At 44.9% G+C, this 18,110-nt stretch carries 18 protein-coding genes and 1 riboswitch; of the genes, 12 read left to right on the forward strand and 6 right to left on the reverse strand.

The genetic code is table 11. From position 1 onward, the window contains the following. The first annotated feature begins 144 nt into the window (after window positions 1–144). From J2Z69_RS17135 to J2Z69_RS17145, 3 genes are all read left to right on the forward strand, one after another. The gene (locus tag J2Z69_RS17135) at window positions 145–2,112 is read left to right on the forward strand and encodes a heavy metal translocating P-type ATPase (RefSeq protein WP_209865463.1); all 1,968 of its coding nucleotides are present in this window, start codon (window positions 145–147) and stop codon (window positions 2,110–2,112) included. A gap of 149 nt (window positions 2,113–2,261) precedes the next feature. After that, window positions 2,262–3,203, forward strand: coding sequence for a thioredoxin-disulfide reductase (gene trxB / locus J2Z69_RS17140; protein WP_209865466.1), 942 nt, complete (start codon window positions 2,262–2,264; stop codon window positions 3,201–3,203). 43 nt (window positions 3,204–3,246) lie between these two features. Continuing rightward, complete coding sequence (locus J2Z69_RS17145; protein ID WP_209865469.1) at window positions 3,247–3,474, forward strand: glutaredoxin family protein; 228 nt, start codon at window positions 3,247–3,249, stop codon at window positions 3,472–3,474. Between the two features lie 138 nt (window positions 3,475–3,612). Here the strand turns inward: J2Z69_RS17145 and J2Z69_RS17150 are convergent, their stop codons facing one another. Then, complete coding sequence (locus J2Z69_RS17150) at window positions 3,613–3,810, reverse strand: hypothetical protein (protein WP_209865472.1); 198 nt, start codon at window positions 3,808–3,810, stop codon at window positions 3,613–3,615. 287 nt (window positions 3,811–4,097) lie between these two features. Here J2Z69_RS17150 and J2Z69_RS17155 point away from each other — a divergent pair, with 287 nt between their 5' ends. Then, on the forward strand, window positions 4,098–5,231 hold the full coding sequence (locus J2Z69_RS17155) for a transglutaminase domain-containing protein (protein WP_209865482.1): 1,134 nt from the start codon (window positions 4,098–4,100) through the stop codon (window positions 5,229–5,231). A 66-nt stretch (window positions 5,232–5,297) separates the two neighbouring features. On the opposite strand, the gene J2Z69_RS17160 is transcribed toward J2Z69_RS17155, so the two are convergent. Both J2Z69_RS17160 and J2Z69_RS17165 read right to left on the reverse strand, forming a co-directional pair. Beyond that, window positions 5,298–6,761 carry an amino acid permease gene (locus J2Z69_RS17160; RefSeq protein WP_209865484.1) on the reverse strand — a complete coding sequence of 488 codons (1,464 nt, stop codon included), beginning with the start codon at window positions 6,759–6,761 and terminating at the stop codon, window positions 5,298–5,300. A gap of 161 nt (window positions 6,762–6,922) precedes the next feature. Next, a riboswitch (Lysine riboswitch) is annotated at window positions 6,923–7,126 on the reverse strand. Between the two features lie 116 nt (window positions 7,127–7,242). Further along, window positions 7,243–8,388 (reverse strand): virulence factor, encoded by a 1,146-nt coding sequence (locus J2Z69_RS17165; RefSeq protein ID WP_209865486.1) that lies wholly within the window; start codon window positions 8,386–8,388, stop codon window positions 7,243–7,245. 180 nt (window positions 8,389–8,568) lie between these two features. Between J2Z69_RS17165 and J2Z69_RS17170 the strand changes: the two genes are divergently transcribed. Together J2Z69_RS17170 and J2Z69_RS17175 are read left to right on the forward strand one after the other, a co-directional pair. After that, entirely contained in the window at window positions 8,569–9,264 is a 696-nt protein-coding gene (locus J2Z69_RS17170; RefSeq protein ID WP_209865488.1) for a response regulator transcription factor, read from the forward strand. Continuing rightward, a complete protein-coding gene (locus J2Z69_RS17175; protein ID WP_209865490.1) occupies window positions 9,261–10,352 on the forward strand; it encodes a sensor histidine kinase in 1,092 nt (363 codons plus the stop codon). Before J2Z69_RS17170 ends, J2Z69_RS17175 begins: the two co-directional genes overlap by 4 nt. 50 nt (window positions 10,353–10,402) lie before the next feature. Here the strand turns inward: J2Z69_RS17175 and J2Z69_RS17180 are convergent, their stop codons facing one another. Then, the gene (locus J2Z69_RS17180; RefSeq protein ID WP_209865492.1) at window positions 10,403–10,561 is read right to left on the reverse strand and encodes a hypothetical protein; all 159 of its coding nucleotides are present in this window, start codon (window positions 10,559–10,561) and stop codon (window positions 10,403–10,405) included. Here J2Z69_RS17180 and J2Z69_RS17185 point away from each other — a divergent pair. The 4 genes from J2Z69_RS17185 to J2Z69_RS17200 all read left to right on the forward strand — a co-directional run bounded on the left by J2Z69_RS17185 (window position 10,548) and on the right by J2Z69_RS17200 (window position 15,244). After that, on the forward strand, window positions 10,548–11,837 hold the full coding sequence (locus tag J2Z69_RS17185) for a cell wall-binding repeat-containing protein (protein ID WP_209865494.1): 1,290 nt from the start codon (window positions 10,548–10,550) through the stop codon (window positions 11,835–11,837). The two genes, J2Z69_RS17180 and J2Z69_RS17185, sit on opposite strands and share 14 nt — an antisense overlap. Window positions 11,838–12,081: 244 nt before the next feature. Then, window positions 12,082–12,441: a cytochrome bd oxidase small subunit CydS family protein gene (cydS, locus tag J2Z69_RS17190; RefSeq protein WP_209865496.1), complete on the forward strand. Its 360-nt coding sequence runs from the start codon at window positions 12,082–12,084 to the stop codon at window positions 12,439–12,441. 110 nt (window positions 12,442–12,551) lie between these two features. Beyond that, window positions 12,552–13,517, forward strand: a complete 966-nt coding sequence (locus tag J2Z69_RS17195) for an MBL fold metallo-hydrolase (protein ID WP_209865506.1) — start codon at window positions 12,552–12,554, stop codon at window positions 13,515–13,517. A 92-nt stretch (window positions 13,518–13,609) separates the two neighbouring features. Continuing rightward, window positions 13,610–15,244 (forward strand): ABC-F family ATP-binding cassette domain-containing protein, encoded by a 1,635-nt coding sequence (locus J2Z69_RS17200; protein WP_209865509.1) that lies wholly within the window; start codon window positions 13,610–13,612, stop codon window positions 15,242–15,244. 71 nt (window positions 15,245–15,315) lie between these two features. Here the strand turns inward: J2Z69_RS17200 and J2Z69_RS17205 are convergent, their stop codons facing one another. Next, window positions 15,316–15,501 carry a hypothetical protein gene (locus J2Z69_RS17205; RefSeq protein ID WP_209865512.1) on the reverse strand — a complete coding sequence of 62 codons (186 nt, stop codon included), beginning with the start codon at window positions 15,499–15,501 and terminating at the stop codon, window positions 15,316–15,318. A 124-nt stretch (window positions 15,502–15,625) separates the two neighbouring features. Between J2Z69_RS17205 and J2Z69_RS17210 the strand changes: the two genes are divergently transcribed. Together J2Z69_RS17210 and J2Z69_RS17215 are read left to right on the forward strand one after the other, a co-directional pair. Further along, window positions 15,626–16,519, forward strand: a complete 894-nt coding sequence (locus J2Z69_RS17210) for a cation diffusion facilitator family transporter (RefSeq protein ID WP_209865515.1) — start codon at window positions 15,626–15,628, stop codon at window positions 16,517–16,519. A 286-nt stretch (window positions 16,520–16,805) separates the two neighbouring features. Continuing rightward, on the forward strand, window positions 16,806–17,570 hold the full coding sequence (locus J2Z69_RS17215) for a C40 family peptidase (RefSeq protein ID WP_209865518.1): 765 nt from the start codon (window positions 16,806–16,808) through the stop codon (window positions 17,568–17,570). 132 nt (window positions 17,571–17,702) lie between these two features. Here the strand turns inward: J2Z69_RS17215 and J2Z69_RS17220 are convergent, their stop codons facing one another. After that, window positions 17,703–18,104, reverse strand: a complete 402-nt coding sequence (locus J2Z69_RS17220) for a hypothetical protein (protein ID WP_209865521.1) — start codon at window positions 18,102–18,104, stop codon at window positions 17,703–17,705. Window positions 18,105–18,110 lie beyond the last annotated feature (6 nt).

Consider the following 18,110-nt stretch of genomic DNA (forward strand, 5'->3'; position numbering starts at 1 on the left):
CTTTAGTAAACACTATTGGACAAATACAACAATGATTATCATTCTCAATCACATGCTGCGCGGGGCTTTTCCCAGCGCAGCATGTACTATTTTAGAGGCATTAATAACGGAAATCATTCTCAATTAGAAAAGGACGTGATCCTCATGCAAGCTATGAACAAGCGACTACCGCAAGCCAAGAAAATAACAATAAGCAGGACAAAGCTGAAGCTGACCAACGAGCCCAATCCACAGCGAAATAAACGGTCTATAATACTAAACCTACTTAAACATAAAGAAATGCTGCAGGCCTTAGGTAGTGGAGCGTTAATGCTTGGTGCCTGGGCAATGCACGATCTTTCACCCGTTGTATCTGTCTTTATGTATGTGTTTGCATATGGGGTGGGGGGATGGTCCAAAGCGAGAGAGGGAATCGAGACATTGATCAAAGAAAAAGATCTCGATGTGAACTTACTTATGATTGCAGCAGCCATGGGGGCTGCGGCTATCGGATACTGGAATGAGGGAGCGATGCTCATCTTTATTTTTGCACTAAGTGGGGCATTGGAGTCTTTCGCTAACGATCGAAGTCGCAAGGATATCTCGGCACTGATCTCGCTTCGTCCTGAAACGGCGCTACGTATAGAAGAACAGGGCATGCGAAGAGTGAATGTGGATGAACTTGTCCCAGGTGATCTACTACTTGTCAAACCCGGTGAGCTGGTTCCGGCAGATGGAACCGTACAAGGGGGGCGTTCGTCTGTGAACCAGGCTTCGATTACAGGGGAGTCGATTCCTCTAGATAAAGCGGTGGGTGATGGAATCTTTGCCGGTACAGTGAATGGTGAGGGTGCTTTATATATAGAAGTAACTCAAGCTGCTGAGGGATCGCTTTTCACAAAAATTATTTCACTTGTCGAAGAGGCACAGAGCGAAGTTCCGCAGACCCAGCGGTTCATTGAAAAGTTTGAAGGGATCTATGCTCGCCTTGTGGTCGGCGTTACAGCTAGTTTACTGATCCTATCTCCGCTATTATTTGGCTGGAGTTGGAATGAGACTTTTTATAAATCGATGGTGTTCTTAGTTGTTGCTTCTCCGTGTGCATTGGTCTCGTCCATCATGCCTGCCATGCTGTCGGCCATGTCGAATGGAGCACGTAAAGGTGTCCTGTTCAAAGGAGGAGCCCATCTTGAAAATTTGAGTTATACCTCGGTGGTAGCTTTTGATAAAACAGGCACGCTAACTCGGGGGTGCCCAGAAGTGACGGATCTGTTCGTGGAAGAAGGCTTTCCGGCAAATCAAGTTCTTCGAGCAGTGGCTTCGGCTGAACATCTTTCTGAACATCCTCTTGCTCGAGCGATTGTCCTTAAAGCAGAATCAGAGGGGATTGAACTGTTGCAAGCAAAGAACATGCGAGCCCTTCCGGGATGGGGCATCGAAGCCGAGGTAGAAGGGGTAATCTGGAAAATAGGTAAGCCGCAAGGGATAGAAGTTCCCCTGTCATCAAGTTTAAGCTCGGCTCTTAGGCGATTAGAAAATGAAGGGAAGACGGTATCCATTATTTTGAAAGATAAGCTAGCGGTGGGTCTTGTGGCGATGCGTGATAATATTAGGCCGCAGGCCAAAGCAGCCATTGCTCATCTTCATCGCCTTGGCATCCATACTGTCATGTTAAGCGGAGATCATCAAAGAACCGCCGAGGCGATCGGTAATGAAGCTGGGGTAGGTCAAGTCTATGGAGACTTGCTGCCCGTAGATAAAGTGAGTTACGTAAGTGAACTGCGTAAGCAGCATGGACATATCGTAATGGTTGGCGATGGTGTGAACGATGCCCCAGCACTTGCGGCAGCGACCGTAGGTATAGCTATGGGAGCTAGTGGTAGTGGAACTGCACTGGAAGTGGCGGATGTTGTGCTTATGAACGACGATTTGGAGCGAATTGCAGCCGCAATTTTTTTAGCTAGAAGGGCACGAAAGATTGTGAAGATGAACATGACGTTCGCTATTGGAGTTATTCTGTTGCTGATTGCCGGTAATTTTATTGAAGGTCTAGCGCTTCCACTAGGGGTAGTAGGGCATGAGGGGAGTACCATTCTGGTGATTTTGAATGGACTTCGCTTACTTCGCTCCTAACTTCATCAATCCTTCATTTAACCTTCACGAAACGTGGCTACTCCAGCGATTGACGATATTCTCTGAAGCTAGGATAATAAGAATAAGAATTTAGTAGTGCACAAATTAATTGAAATGTTCTTACTATATAGATCAGGGAGCGATCATTTATGTACAAATCCGTTATCATTGGCACCGGTCCTGCTGGACTTACAGCGGCCATTTACTTGGCCCGCGCTAACCTTAGCCCACTCATTATTGAAGGTCCACAGCCGGGTGGACAGCTGACCACAACAACAGAAGTAGAGAATTTCCCAGGTTTCCCAGAGGGTATTATGGGTCCTGAATTGATGGACAATATGCGCAAGCAAGCTGAGCGTTTTGGTGCGGAATTCCGCACAGGTTGGGTGAATAGTGTGGATACTTCGGAGCGTCCTTTCAAACTGCAAGTAGAAGGTTTCGGTGAAGTGGTAACGGAGACATTGGTATTGTCCACAGGAGCAACTGCTAAGTACTTAGGGATTCCAGGTGAACAAGAAAATGTGGGCCGGGGTGTAAGTACCTGCGCTACATGCGATGGATTCTTTTTCCGTAACAAAGAAATCATTGTCATCGGAGGCGGAGACTCTGCGCTGGAGGAGGCAGGCTTCTTGACTCGCTTTGCTTCCAAAGTTACACTGGTGCACCGCCGCGAAGAACTTCGCGCATCCAAGATCATGCAGGACCGTGTTCGTGCGAATGAAAAAGTTGAATGGGGCTTGAACCGTACACCGCTTGAAGTAATTGCGGGTGAACAAGGGGTTACGGGTCTGAAGGTGCTTAACAATGAGACAGGAAAAGAAGAGATCATCGAAGCGAGCGGTGTGTTCGTAGCGATTGGACATCATCCGAATACTGGTTTTCTTGCGGGGCAGATTACAACAGATGCTAATGGATATATCGTCGTGAACCCAGGAACCTCGGAGACGAACGTAGAAGGGATCTTTGCTTGCGGTGACGTGCAGGATACAAGATATCGCCAAGCGATTACAGCTGCTGGTAGCGGATGTATGGCGGCCATGGATGCGGAGAAATATTTGGAACTCGTAGAACATCCCGTTGTAGTTCAGTAATATATACAAGAGTCACAAAATAACAAATTGGAGGAGATTAACGATGGCCCAAGCGATTGTCTATACAAGTACCAACTGCCCTCACTGCAAGCAAGTGAAAAGCTTCTTAAGCGATAAAGGTGTGTCTTATGAGGAACGCAACATTGAACAAAGTGATGAATTTGCTCAGCAAGTATGGGATCTTGGTCTGCGTGCAGTACCTGTTACACTAATTGGCGAATACAAAATTGTAGGAATGAACAAGCTCCAATTCGAGAAAGCCCTAGCATAGTACCCCGTTTGAATTGCAGGATGATGATATAGCGAAAAATGGATGTAGCGTAAGATTAGAAAAGGGATGCTCCACAGACGTTTGAAGTCTGCAAGCATCCCTTTTTGATATGCATCCCTACATTAAGTTAAGTATAGTTCAAGTGACTAGATTGACCACAATCATAAAGATTACATAGGCCACCACACCTGCACCCATAAGAGTTAAGCCGGCTTTCTTTCTCGACTGGAATAGACGAAGAGCCCCCAGACTGAACAAGGGTGCAATAATTAAGAGGAAGAAAAATACGGTGATGAACATTTGAACTGAAATATCCGAAATATTAGGAATTGTCATAACGCTATTCTCTCCGTTTCATAGATGGTGACGGTTGTGGTCAACAATGACGATCGCACGCTGTTTCTATTATAACGAAAAGCATTCTCATTTGGGAATTTTATTCATAAAAAATGAGTCGATCTGAAGTCTATTGTACCGAAACTCGTCTTGAATTCTCTCCTCATCCGACAAAAGTAGAAGGCCTTTGACGCTTAAGCCTATGATACAATAAGGCCGTAAGGAAGAAAAAGGAAAATATAAAGTATAGATCTACGCATTCATAGGGAAGGCGGAGAAAATCTGGGATGAAGAATATTAGAAGAGTTGAGACGCTCTCATTTATACTCTGCGGTTCACTTTTGCTAGGAGCTGTTCCTTCTACGATGCATTGGAACACGGTCTATGCAAGTGCTGACACATCTTCATTCGCTTCTCGACAACAGATCGAAGCTAAGATTTTACAAGCAGCCCAACATCGTGAAGAGACCATTTCTTTCAAATATAAAGGCCCTACATCTAGTCTAAAGACTATGCTTACGGATGCCTTGAACACCGCGCTGGAACAGGATGTCTATACGAAATATGTAGTAGATAGCTATGCTTTTAGCTGGAGAGGTAATGAGACTTCCGCCTCGATCACTGTGAGGATGACCTACCGCGAGACGGCGGCACAGACCGCTTATGTGGCAGCTCAAGTCAAAGCAATCATTAACTCATTGAAGCTTACATCTATGAATGAACACGAGAAAGTAAAAGCTATCCACGATTGGGTTGTGCTTCATCTCAAATATGATCAGTCCCTCGGCAAGTATACGGCGTATGAAGGATTGAAGACAGGGGAAGCCGTATGCCAAGGATATTCCTTACTTACCTTTAGACTCTTAAAGGAAGCAGGAATTCTGAGTCTTATTGCAGAGGGAAGTGCTGGTGGACAGCTACATGCTTGGAACTTGATTCAGCTAGATGGTCGATGGTATCACATGGATACGACATGGGACGATCCAGTCCCGGATCAGCTTGGGAAAGTACATTATAACTACTATCTCCGTACGGATGCCCAAATGGCTAAAGACCATGTATGGAAAAAGCCTGTACCTGCTGCCGTATCCAACTATCGCATGATTCTGGAGAATACGATTTCTTCTGCACAAGGTTCTGTGAAAACCCGCTTACAGTCGTTGCAAGCGGATTTGAATTATGATCTGTATCAGAACGGTAAGGCTGTACATACCGCAGAAGGTCTGAAGCAAAAAGTGCAAGAAGCGATGGCGCAGGGCATTACGTCCATCACCTTAAGGTATACGGGTACTGTGACGCAGCTGCACCTGGATCTCCCCAATCTATACGATTTAGACATCGACGCAATTACCTATTCTTCAGAACCCTTGGAGGATACAAGAGATCTTAAGGTGAAAGTCAATTGGAATATTCATTCGTAACAAAGGGACGATTCAAAGCCGTTGTGGCTTTAGATCGTCCCTTTTCATAGGGTTAGCGCGCTATATTTAGTCGATGCTAGCCCCTGTAGTTAAATCACACTCTGCTAAGGGGACAACTTTCGTCTTTTTCTTCCATTTGTATCCGAGCCATACGATAAGGAAAAGAGGAATACTCACATAGGATACAGCAATGCCATACCAGTCGATAGATCCCTCAGAGAAGGCACTGAGACTCTGACCTAGAATAACAATTATACATAGGGCTAGGGCGAACAAGGGACCAAATGGGAACCAACGAGCTTTGTAGGGTAGCTTGTTCAAATCTAGTCCCTGTACAGTGTAAGCACGGCGGAACCGATAGTGACAAAGGGCAACACCAAGCCAAGTAATGAAGCCGCACATCCCTGAAGCATTGAGCAACCAAGTATAGACTACGCCATCACCGAATAGGGAAGCGAAGAAAGCAACCATACCTACCAAAGTAGTAAGCAGGAGCGCATTAATGGGAAGACCGCGTTTGTTAAGCTTAGCAAGGAATTGGGGTGCTTTACCCTCCTTGGCGAGGCCATACAATACACGTGATGAGGCGTACATGCCTGAGTTGCCAGCAGATAGGACAGACGATAGGATAACCGCGTTCATCACCGAAGCAGCAAAGGCAAGTCCTGCTTTTTCAAATACAAGGGTAAAGGGACTAACACCAATATTGTCTACGCCGCTTTTCAGCAAATCGGGATTCGTATAAGGAATGATAAGACTGATTACTGCGATGGCAAGAATGTAGAAAATGAGGATGCGCCAAAATACTTGACGAATCGCTCTAGGTACATTTTGTCGTGGGTTTTCACTTTCTCCTGCGGCAACTCCTATGAGTTCAGTGCCTTGGAAGGAAAATCCGGCTGCCATAAATACCCCTAGGAAGGCGAAGAATCCGCCATGGAATGGTGCATCTCCCATAGTGAAGTTTTTGAATCCCGTGGGCTGTCCACCAATAATACCTACAATCATGAGAAGTCCTACGATAATAAAAAGAATGACAACGGCAATTTTGATGATAGCGAACCAGTACTCAGATTCTCCGTAACCTTTAACAGAGAGTACATTGAGTCCTAGAATGACGGCCAAGAAGAGCAAGCTCCATAGGAAAGAAGAACTTTCCGGGAACCAATATTTAATAATTAAGGTAGCCGCGGACAATTCAGCCGCGATCGTAATAGCCCAGTTGTACCAGAAGTTCCAACCCAACGCGAAGCCGAGGGAAGGATCAACAAAGCGAGTGGCATACGTTCCGAATGATCCGGAATCCGGCATATAGGTGGCCATTTCTCCTAGGCTTGTCATGAGAAAATAGACCATGATGCCTACAGCGGCGTAGGCAAGCAAAGCGCCGCCTGGTCCTGCTGATGCAATGGCTCCTCCACTTGCGAGGAATAGACCGGTTCCGATTGAACCGCCTAACGCAATCATGGTCATATGTCTTGCTTTCAGTCCCGCTTTTAGAGAGGTGGGTTGAACTTTTGGATGGCTCATGTAAATCACTCCTTACTTATACCTTTTTTTATATTGATGTTAAATGTTAGAGGCCAATATATGAATTCTATATACAACTTGATATTGTTCAGAACTGAATGCAAAAAAGCCGCAGAAATGTGATTTCTGCGGCTTCATAGATCTACCCGCTTCATCAACCTTTTAAAGATAGCTCAACACCGCTAGCTTTGGTATAAGCTAAGCGGTGACAGTCCTAATCCTTTCGGAATTAGTCCCAGCAAGAGCACGCAAGGGAAGCTGCGTACTTTCACTTCGGCGGATACACCTTTCCACATACGACATCATCGACGGCTTCCAGCGTCTCCTTCGTTGTACTATTTATATCCGCAACCTCTACCTCATCTTGGATGATGAGGCTATATTTAGTTTGTTATTCATAATTGACCTTAGGTTAAACCAGTAATCAGTATAAGCCAAGCGTTAAGGAATAGGCAACTGCAAAATAATTCAAACGATACCTTTAAGCATCGGACGAGTCATTTCGCTTCGCCATTTGTTGCCATACCGTACCAGCGGCTTCTTCGCCGGATTCAATCCGTTCCAAGGCCATACGGGCCTGTAAGCTCACTTCAAATTCCGGGTCGCCGGCTGCCACTTGCAGCGCTTCCCTAGCTTCATCGGTTCCTACTTCGTAGAGGAACCGCGCCGCCCGCCAGCGCACAAGCTTGCTGCGGTCGGAAAGCGCCTCAATCATCGCCCCGGTAGCGACCGGGTCACCGATATCGGAGAGCGTATCGCCTGCGGTGCGGCGCACGGCAGCAGAGCTATCGCGCAGCGCTTGCATCAGCAGCGCGAGTGCCTCTGGCGACCGTATGTCGCCGAGGTAGATCACGGCAAGTCTCCGCACCTGCATTTGCGGATCCTGAAGAGCACGCCCCAGCAGCGGCAATGCTTCGCCACTAGGCTGTAACGCATCCAGCGCTGCATAGCGTATGCGCCAGTCGTCATTTAACATCCTTGATTCCACCTCTTCAAGACGAAGCTCGCGGCGTTCCTCCACGAATTCGTCTTCCTTTGCACCGTGTGCAATGGCTTGTTGAATCAAGCTCTCCAACCGATCGGCCGGGAAAGCGGCCTCAATCTCCTGTTCAATTTCTCTAGCAATGTCGGGGAGCTCCCCATAGCGTACACCGTAGTCTACGAGCTTACGCTCTTTAATTAGACTTGCACTAGCTACTTCCGTTACCGCTTGGACAAACCGAGCAGATAAGGAGATGCGCTCTTCTTGCAGACCGGATTTGACCCGAATCTGCATGGGAATGCTGCGGAAGAATTGGACGAACACTTGCGCTTCGCCATAATGGATAGCATCGGAAGCCTGTTCAGGGCTCCAAGCGGACTCCACGCCTTCTTGACCGAACTGTTCTTGAACGCTAGCTAGAATATCGGACCAATCGGCGCTGGACTTACGATCAAGAGCCACAAAATCAGCGGTGTGGAACACACTTTTAACGCCATGAATTTTAAGTAAGTCTTGAATCCAGACTGGGGCGGAACGCACATTCTCCAATGTATAGGTTTTGCGAATACCCGCGGCCAGTGTTTCATCCAGATGAAGCTTCATACTATTTGGACTTGGGGTAGGCTCTATAAAAACAATTTTCATAGGTAGATTCCTCCATCTAACGAATTCATGTGTATCGTACTTAAGTTCACTCTTAGTGTAACTGAATTCAAAACGTATTGCTAAGTGTTAGGCCATTTAAGCGAATGTAAGCTTTAAATTAATATTTTTATATATACCCCCATAGGGTATAATGAAGTGGAGATACAGGAGGTGACTTTATTGAAAAAAGTACTTGTGGTGGATGATCAACCTTCAATTACAGAAGTTTTAGCAGCGTACCTTATAAAGGAAGGATTTCAGGCGCTGCAGACAACGAGCGGCAGAGAAGCGGTTCAGTTGATCCGAGAGCAACGTGTGGATTTCGTCATTCTGGATCTCATGCTTCCCGATCTGTGCGGAGAGGAAGTTTGCCGGGCGATACGCAGATTCAGCAGCATTCCAATTCTAATGCTGACCGCGAAAGCGGCAGACCATCAACGCATTCAGGGGTTATCATTAGGTGCGGATGATTATGTAATCAAGCCGTTTGACCCCAGGGAAGTGATGGCGAGAGTGCGCGCCATTTTGCGAAGATCCGGTGAGGATGAACTTTTAGCCGATCGTATTTCATTTTATAATGAAGAGCTCGTGCTTGATTCCTATTCGCATGAAGTACAGTCACAAGGTGAGATTGTCAACCTTACGCCTTATGAATATAAATTATTGCTCCTTTTAGTTAGGCACCCGAATCGACCTTTTAGCCGAGAGGAACTCTCCATAAAAGTATTAGGATTTGATTATGAGGGGGATGGTCGCACAATTGATCAGCATGTTAAAAATTTACGTCATAAAATTGAACCTGACAGCAAACGACCTAAGTACATTATAACGGTCTATGGTATGGGCTATCGCTTTCAAGGGGAGGCAGAGGCATGAAGAAATTCCGTATTCGGACCCGGCTGGCTGCAGTCATTATTATCATGGCCGGAAGCATGCTGGTCATCTCAACGCTCAGTACGTTGTTCATTACGCATTATCACATTTCCATGGTACAGTCTTCAGATCCTGGAGTGAATCAGGCACTTCCAGAGCTGCATCAACATTTGGAGAGAGCTATGATTCAATCGGTATTATGGACATTTGGTGGGACTATTCTACTTGCCATTATTCTTAGTCTATTCGTCGCTTCAAAGATTTCGGCCCCCCTATTAAAAATGAGGCACGCTGCTGATCAAATGCGTAGAGGTAAGCTTTCCATGCGGATCTACGTGAAAGGGCAAGATGAATTATCGGATTTAGGTCATTCTTTTAATGCTTTAGCTGAACAACTTCAAGATCAGGAGAAGATGAGAAGACAGATGTCTGAGGACATTGCTCATGAACTTCGAACACCGCTGGCTACACTCCAAAGTCACACTCGCGCACTGCAAGACGGAATTTGGGAGCCTACGCCGCTTCGAATTCACACATTGTACGAAGAAATAGAACGAATGACGCATTTGGTCACGGAGCTAGAGGAGCTGAATATGCTCCAATCGCCCGCTTTTACCATGGAATGCAGTTCTGTAACCGTTACAGAGTTATTAGATACCAGTGTGAACCGAGTAAAGGCAGCTTTTCTAGAGAAAAATGTACATCTAGTCTATGCATCCTCTTCCGATCTCATCTTATGGGCGGATCGCAATCGTATGATTCAAGTGATGGTTAATCTGCTTACCAATGCCCTGAAGTTCACCCCTTCTGACGGAAAAGTACAAGTTCTTGCTGCGCGTGAAGAAGACCATGTTATTATTCGTGTTCAAGATTCGGGGCCGGGAATTCCTGTACAAGATTTGCCTTATGTATTTGAGCGATTTTATCGAGGGGATAAGTCTAGGAACCGTCATTCGGGAGGAAGTGGTCTAGGCCTCACGATTGTACGGACTTTGATTCTGGCACACGGGGGACATATACAGGCGGAGCCTTATACTATGGGTGCCTCTTTTAGACTAAGTCTGCCTACTTATCCGGTCGCTGTAAAATAAAGCACTTAAGTCAGTTCATAGATTCGCCAAATTTCAGCCTCAAGTTAGCCTCAGTTCAGCCCATAGATCAGCGCAGCAACCACTTTTCGGTCCATCTCCTTCACAGTTTCTTCATAAGTCATGGGTACACTTAGAAATAGCAGCATGACTTTAAGGTCAAACGGCTGAAGAAACTTATATAGGAGGTTACCCGAAATGACAACTAGCAAGCGATTGGCGATTCCTGTAATACTACTCGTTTCTCTTTCTTTGAGTGGATGCTTTAACACATCACAACCTGCGGCTAACCAAGCCCAACATAATATGGCGGACATGCCCGGAATGTCTTCGTCAGGTGGACAAGAAAATACGAATAGCGGTACATCGGATGATATGGCTAGTAGCGCATGGGTCGGTACTAAAAATACGACGCGCATTAACTCTAGTGACCCCATTCAAGCTGCGGTGCTTATATCGCAGACGTTATGGATGTCTACTGAAGAGAGCAACAGACCTGGTGGCGTCATTTTAACAGATATCTCGAATTGGCAAACTGCACTTGTAAGCAGTGATCTGATTCATCATCCGAATAATGGTCCAGTGCTGTATGTGAATGCGGAGGGCATACCCGATGCTACCCTCAGAGAATTGCAGCGATTGAATCCTAAAGGGGTGAAAGACAACCAAGGAACTAAGGTCATCCTAGTTGGAGATATGAATGCTGAGGTTGCAGAGCAAGTGAAGAAGCTTGGCTTCAAGACAGATATTATCCCAGGGGGGAGTCCAGCTGCCGTTGCTAAAGCGGTCGACGCCTACTATACCAAGTCGGCGGGCTCTAACCCGATGTCTGTGATTATCGGTTCATCGGATGAGGCCAGTAAGGCCTACACATTGCCTGCTGTGAATTGGATTTCTCATATGCCTGAACCTTTACTCTATGTATCCAAAGATCAGATCCCAGCCGAGACGGTGGAGGCACTGAAGACACGTGAAGGGAAAGCCAATATATATATTTTAGGACCAGTCGATGTAATTTCTGAACAAATAGCCAAAGAGCTTGCCAGCTATGGTAAAGTTGTGCGTATTGGAGGCAGCAGTCCGGCTGACAATGCGATTGCTTTTGCGCGTTATAAAGATCCAGCGACCGATTTTGGATGGGGCATCACGACACCGGGACATAACTTCTCTTTCATTAGTGAGAGTATCCCGCTACTAGCCCTTGCAGCCGCTCCATTCTCTCATCTGGGCAAGCATGCGCCTATGTTATGGACTGCCCAAGATAAGCTTCCAAACAGCGCCATGAAATACCTAATGCAGGTGGAGCCGAAATATAGCATATCCCCTGTCGAAGGGCCATATAATCATGCTTGGATTACAGGTGATATGTCTTCAATTAACCGCTTTGTACAAGGTCAGATCGATAGTGCACTTGAGATCACTTCAGCCTCAGGTAGCGGACATGATATGAGCAATATGGACAATAGGAGTGAGATGGATCATAAGTAAGTAAATTTAGGTCTATTAAATAACAATTAACTTTGAGCTGTTCCTTAACCAGATCTCTGGCTGAGGAACAGCTTTTTTAGTTGTAAAGAAGTGTACGGGAATTGGAATAAAAAGTGAAACATACGGGCAACTTACTTCCAGTCCGATCCAATTATTGCAGTTAGGTAGGAGGTAACGACTGTACCGGATCTTTCCTTTTGTATGTTTCGTCATTGCTATGTAAGGGGTGTGGAAGAAAAAATTCATGGGCTGGGCCTTCTTACTCGTCATGCTTCATTTCGCATCTGCTTGGTATGGATATGGGAAATCCCAACTACCTTACATTTTATATAAATATGTGAACATCTATCAGAATTTCACGAATGAAGCGATGGCACTTGCTATGATTACTGTATTTTGCGCATGTTTCATCGTATTGGTTCTATCACTTGACTCATCATGCGCCTATTCTTGTTCGATGCGCAGTACATTCGTGGAAATTCACCAGAGAAAGGATCATAAGCTAATGGTTGAGCATTTTATGATGATGATTGCACCCGAAATCGTGATTGCGGGTTCCGTACTCTTTTTATTTGTGTACGCTCTAAAGTATCGGGAGCCATAAGATTGAATTTGAGTAGTGGGTCTGCTAACGTATTACTAAATTGGGGTAATAGATTAATATACTTGCTCTATATATAGCTAAGGGAACACAGAAGGAAGGAGCCCTCTTCAATGCCGAAATCTAAATATCGTTACAACAATATCGATAATGTGAGTACCGACAAGACACTGAAGCAGTTCAGTCAGTGGCGCGAAGAGCGCCGTGGCAAAAATAAAGACTATTCCTACGTAGTACCACACGCGGATCCAGAACTTGATTATTTACGTAATAACCGAGAAGAGACGTCCATAACTTGGATTGGACATTCTACCTTTTTCATTCAATATCAAGGACTGAATATTGTGACGGATCCTGTATGGGCACCGCGCATGGGTTTTCAAAAGCGGTTGAGTTCTCCCGGGATTCCGATTGAACACATACCTCCTATTGATATCATTTTAATTTCGCATTCTCATTATGATCATATGCATATTTCTTCGATTCGAAAATTGTACCGGAGTGGGACAACGATTCTGGTCCCGGACGGACTGAAACGTAAAATGCAGCGTAAAGGATTCCATCATTGTCATGAGATGAAATGGTGGGAGGAGCAGACGATTAAAGGCATTAAATTTTCTTTCGTACCTACGCAGCACTGGACGCGCAGAACTCCATTTGATACCAATTCATCCCACTGGGGTGGATTTGTGCTTGAACCGGTGAAGCCGCAAGTTCCAGGTTCTGGCGAGCCAATTATTTATTTTGCAGGAGATAGCGGATATTTTGATGGATTCAAAGATATTGGGCAGCGATATAACATTGATGTGGCGCTGATGCCGATTGGAGCTTATGAACCCGAATGGTTCATGACTTCCCAGCACGTGAATCCAGAAGAAGCGATTCAGGCGTTCGTCGATGTTAAGGCGACGACAATGATTCCCATGCATTTCGGGACGTTTCGTTTAGCCGATGACACAGCCCGCGAAGCATTAGACCGCATGGAACTAGAGCGTCAAAAGCGAGAGATTCCAGAAGATGCTATTAAAGTGCTCCATTACGGTCAAACCTTAAGATATCCTATAGTGCATCCACTTTAATTGTCGTCAAGTCCTACTTAACCATTCAATTGCAATTTATGATATAATTATGAGTCAAGTACGCGATTAACGATAAAGGATGGTAATTATACATGATTAGCACTAGTGGTGTAACGCTCCGCTACGGAAAACGGGCACTTTTTGAAGATGTAAATATAAAGTTCACGCCTGGTAATTGTTATGGTCTAATCGGTGCCAACGGTGCTGGTAAATCTACTTTCCTCAAAATTTTGTCTGGTGAAATTGAGGCGAACATCGGTGATGTTCACATGACACCAGGCGAACGTATGGCTGTCCTCAAGCAGAATCATTATGAATATGATGATTTCCCAGTGCTTGAGACTGTTATTATGGGTCATACTCGTCTGTACAGCATTATGAAGGAGAAAGATGCTCTTTATGCCAAGGCCGATTTCTCTGAAGCGGATGGCCTTCGTGCTGGCGAACTCGAAGGAGATTTCGCTGAACTAGATGGATGGAATGCTGAATCGGATGCAGCATCCCTTTTGATTGGACTAGGAATTGAGAAAGATCTGCATGACAAGAACATGAGTGAGCTAGGCGGGAATGAGAAGGTGCGTGTTCTCTTGGCGCAAGCTCTATTCGGGAATCCGAATAACCTGCTACTCGATGAGCCTACCAACCATCTGGACATTGATTCCATTGGCTGGCTGGAGAACTTCTTGCTCGATTATGAAGGTACAGTCATCGTAGTATCCCATGACCGTCACTTCTTGAACAAAGTATGTACTCATATTGCTGATATCGACTTTGGTAAAATTCAGTTATATGTAGGTAACTATGATTTCTGGTATGAATCCAGTCAATTGGCGCTTCGCTTGAACCGGGATTCCAATAAGAAGAAAGAAGAGAAGATTAAAGAGCTGCAAGCCTTTATTCAACGTTTCTCTGCAAATGCCTCCAAATCCAAACAAGCGACTTCCCGGAAGAAGCAACTGGATAAGATTACACTGGACGACATTCGTCCATCGAACCGTAAATATCCATTCCTGCATTTCAAAGCAGAACGTGAAGCCGGGAAGCAACTACTTACGGTTGACAATGTATCGAAGACTTTGGAAGGCGAGACCGTCTTCAGTAATGTAAGCTTTGTGGTGAACAAAGGCGATAAGATCGCTTTTGTAGGTCCAGATAGTCTAGCTAAATCTACTTTGTATTCCGTACTTATGGGTGAGACAGAAGCGGATGCGGGAGAATACAACTGGGGTGTAACTACAACTCAAGCCTATTTCCCGAAAGATAACTCTGAATACTTTGATGGCGTAGACTTGAACCTTGTGGAATGGCTTCGTCAGTATTCCAACGATCAGGATGAGACGTTCCTTCGTGGTTTCTTAGGCCGGATGTTGTTTGCTGGTGAAGAAGCATTGAAAAAAGCGAGTGTTCTGTCGGGGGGCGAGAAAGTTCGTTGTATGTTAGCCAAAATGATGCTGAACGGTGCTAACGTTCTGATTCTTGACGAACCTACCAACCATTTGGACTTGGAATCGATCACAGCGCTCAATAATGGATTGATCGACTTTGATGGTACGATCCTCTTTGATTCTCATGACCATCAGTTCATTCAGACCATTGCGAACCGAATCATTGAAGTAACGCCGAACGGCGTGATTGATCGTCAAATGTCTTATGATGAATATTTGGAGAACGAAGATGTCCAAAAGCTTCGCAAAGAGTATTATCCAGCAGACATGCTAAAAGCATAAGTATATAAAGCAAAGGCAGCCTAAGTTACTTAGGCTGCCTTTTTGTGTGCCATTAGAAATGAAGATGGATCTTAGGATCCTCCGGTACGACGACGTTGGTTGTTAGGTTTTTTATGATTTTGGCTACGCAGTGCCTTAGTCGTGTGTGTGGCTTCGCCGCCTACTTTACCCGTTGCTTGGTTTTGTTTCTTTTGCTGCAGCTTGAGACGCATAGCTTCGGCTAGGTCGATTTTTTTAGGTTCTTGTTGTTCCGACATCTTTATCATTCTCCTTTTACGTAGAGGGGGTGCTAATCTTTATTCTATACGTTTTTAAATCCCCCTTCAACGGGAATAATGATTATAGAGTAAGTTTGCTTGGAAAAAGGAGGCCGATGATGGCTTGAATGCTTATGATGATATTAAAAAAGGCGAGCGGGGCGCATGGATCAGTATTGCAGCTTATCTCGTGTTATCGGCCATCAAGCTTGTTAGTGGCTATAGCTTTCATTCAAGCGCACTAATAGCAGATGGTTTCAATAATGTTACGGATATCATAGCATCCTCGGCTATTTTAGTCGGACTGAAAATCTCCAGAAAGCCACCAGATTCCGATCATGCTTATGGTCACTTTCGCGCAGAAACGGTAGCCGTGATGGTAGCTTCTTTTATTATGGCTACGGTGGGAATTCAGGTCTTGATTGAGGCGGTGCGAGGTCTCTATAAAGGGAAGCGGGTAGCCCCTGATCCGTTGTCAGCGGGTGTGGCGCTTTTTAGTGCCGCTGCAATGTTCGTCGTCTATATGTATAATCGCAAATTAGCTAAAAAAATTAATAATCAAGGTTTAATGGCCGCAGCAAAAGACAGCTTATCGGATACTTTTGTGAGCATTGGCGCGGCAATTGGAATTTTTGGTGCCCAATTCGGATTGCCTTGGCTAGATCGCGTTGCAGCAATTGGCGTAGGACTCCTCATCTGCAAGACAGCTTATGATATTTTTAAGGATACGACGCATCGTCTAACCGATGGTTTTGATGTACAGCAACTGAATGACATGCGAAGCTCCATTTCGCGTGTTGAGGGGGTAGAGGCAATCAAGGATGTCAAAGCTCGTGTACATGGAAGTCTTGTCTTAGTAGATGTGGTCATCGCCGTAGATCCAATGCTAAATGTCTCAGAAAGTCATGAAATTACGGATCGTATTGAAGAGAATATGGCGAATAGCCATAATATACTGCATGTCCACGTCCATGTGGAACCTGGTGAGCGAATTGAAAACAGAGACAGTCCTTTTTAACCCAAACAAATGAATCGGTAATTGTTACCACTGCATAAAGATTAAAAGGTATTCAGGGGCCTAAAAAGCCCGATAGAATACCTTATTTGCGTTTGACTAGTGATAAAGTCCCTGAAGTGATACATAGGACCTAAGTCTATGTTATGGAAAAAAGTTGTAGTCAAATGTGCAGATGGTCGCATAGTCCATGAACCCGGCTTTGATTATACTTAGGGGCAAGTCTTTTGAGTAAAGAAGGCAAAGTAGACGGTATCTCATCCATGAACTACACAATAGGAGGAACAGCATGAAGAAAAAATGGAGCCTAGCCCTCTTAAGTGCAGCCATGCTTCTATCTTTGGGTTGGACAGACGGAATTCCTGCTTCCACTGCTTCTGCAGCAGAATTTGCATCGGAACCATCAGGAACGATTCAGCACCGAGTATATTTAAGAGCTACGCCTTCATCCGATGGAGAAATTATTAGAATGCTTGAGAAGGGTGAAAAGATTAAGTTTGTAAGTCAAAAGGGTAGCAATTATTATCATGTACAAACTTCAGAAGGTACAGCCGGGTATATCCGTAGGTTGGACAAGTATGTAACAGTAACTTCAGAAAGCGCAGCAGACCGCATGAATAAGATAAATCTTGTGATAAACACAGGGTCCAAGTATTTAGGCACACCTTATGAGTTTGGATCAGACCGAGATACAACAAAGACCTTCGATTGTTCGGATTTCACGAGACAGATCTATAAAGAGGCAATAGGTATAACTCTTCCTGTAGACTCACGTCAGCAAGGAGCATGGGTGAAAGATCATAGTAAGGTGATTACAAAAATTAGTGATTTACGTCCGGGAGATCTAGTATTCTTCATGAATTACAAAGGCTCATCTGATCATGATTATCAAGGAATTAATCCATCCAAGGAAAGAATTACACACGTAGCGATATATATAGGAAATGGTCAGATTATGCACACATATTCGGCTATTTCAGGTGGAGTTCGCAAGGATAGCTTATCTGGTAATTGGAGTCGTCGATTCCTGTATGGGGGAAGTATAATTAACTGAGATGCTCAACGAGAAAAGATCGCCCTCCTATGGTATAGGGGAGCGATCTTTTCTCGTTGAGCCGCACTGGTAGTCAATGTTCTATGTATGAGGCCGCGGCTTAATTGGATGTAAGCAAGATGATGTTGTATATTATTTAGTGTACTCAGGTGCCCAAACCCAGCCTTTACCCAACCAAGTGTAGATTTCTACCCAGTTTCCAATAACTTGACCTGTAGGCTCAAGCTTTTGTGGATCTAAAGTAGACCATGCTTTACCATTAGGATCTTTGTAGAATGTAGTGATTTTTGTGATGTCCCATTTTTTTGGAGGATTGATGATCGTCAGATCCGACCAGATAACGGGTTTCATTGTAGTTGTTGTAGTCGTTGTAGTAGAAGGTGTAGTCGTTGTTGGTGTAGTTCCTGTTGTGGTAGTAGTTGTTGGTGTAGTCCCCGTAGTTGTAGTTGTAGTTGTTGTAGCGTCTGCGGACGCTGCTGTTGCGAATGCTGCGGATAGAGCTAGTGCTGCTGTGATGGATGCGATCTTTTTCATTTTTAT

This window comes from Paenibacillus shirakamiensis (genome assembly GCF_017874255.1).
Classification (GTDB): Bacteria; Bacillota; Bacilli; order Paenibacillales; family Paenibacillaceae; genus Fontibacillus; species Fontibacillus shirakamiensis.

Excerpts from the sequence above, each read along its gene's own strand:
- J2Z69_RS17160 (WP_209865484.1), bottom strand. The coding sequence starts at position 6,761 with ATGAGCCATCCAAAAGTTCAACCCACCTCTCTAAAAGCGGGACTGAAA.
- J2Z69_RS17145 (WP_209865469.1), top strand. The coding sequence starts at position 3,247 with ATGGCCCAAGCGATTGTCTATACAAGTACCAACTGCCCTCACTGCAAG.
- trxB (WP_209865466.1), top strand. The coding sequence starts at position 2,262 with ATGTACAAATCCGTTATCATTGGCACCGGTCCTGCTGGACTTACAGCG.
- J2Z69_RS17155 (WP_209865482.1), top strand. The coding sequence starts at position 4,098 with ATGAAGAATATTAGAAGAGTTGAGACGCTCTCATTTATACTCTGCGGT.
- J2Z69_RS17175 (WP_209865490.1), top strand. The coding sequence starts at position 9,261 with ATGAAGAAATTCCGTATTCGGACCCGGCTGGCTGCAGTCATTATTATC.
- J2Z69_RS17220 (WP_209865521.1), bottom strand. The coding sequence starts at position 18,104 with ATGAAAAAGATCGCATCCATCACAGCAGCACTAGCTCTATCCGCAGCA.
- J2Z69_RS17165 (WP_209865486.1), bottom strand. The coding sequence starts at position 8,388 with ATGAAAATTGTTTTTATAGAGCCTACCCCAAGTCCAAATAGTATGAAG.
- J2Z69_RS17150 (WP_209865472.1), bottom strand. The coding sequence starts at position 3,810 with ATGACAATTCCTAATATTTCGGATATTTCAGTTCAAATGTTCATCACC.
- J2Z69_RS17205 (WP_209865512.1), bottom strand. The coding sequence starts at position 15,501 with ATGTCGGAACAACAAGAACCTAAAAAAATCGACCTAGCCGAAGCTATG.
- J2Z69_RS17215 (WP_209865518.1), top strand. The coding sequence starts at position 16,806 with ATGAAGAAAAAATGGAGCCTAGCCCTCTTAAGTGCAGCCATGCTTCTA.
- J2Z69_RS17185 (WP_209865494.1), top strand. The coding sequence starts at position 10,548 with ATGACAACTAGCAAGCGATTGGCGATTCCTGTAATACTACTCGTTTCT.
- J2Z69_RS17200 (WP_209865509.1), top strand. The coding sequence starts at position 13,610 with ATGATTAGCACTAGTGGTGTAACGCTCCGCTACGGAAAACGGGCACTT.
- cydS (WP_209865496.1), top strand. The coding sequence starts at position 12,082 with ATGGGCTGGGCCTTCTTACTCGTCATGCTTCATTTCGCATCTGCTTGG.
- J2Z69_RS17195 (WP_209865506.1), top strand. The coding sequence starts at position 12,552 with ATGCCGAAATCTAAATATCGTTACAACAATATCGATAATGTGAGTACC.
- J2Z69_RS17135 (WP_209865463.1), top strand. The coding sequence starts at position 145 with ATGCAAGCTATGAACAAGCGACTACCGCAAGCCAAGAAAATAACAATA.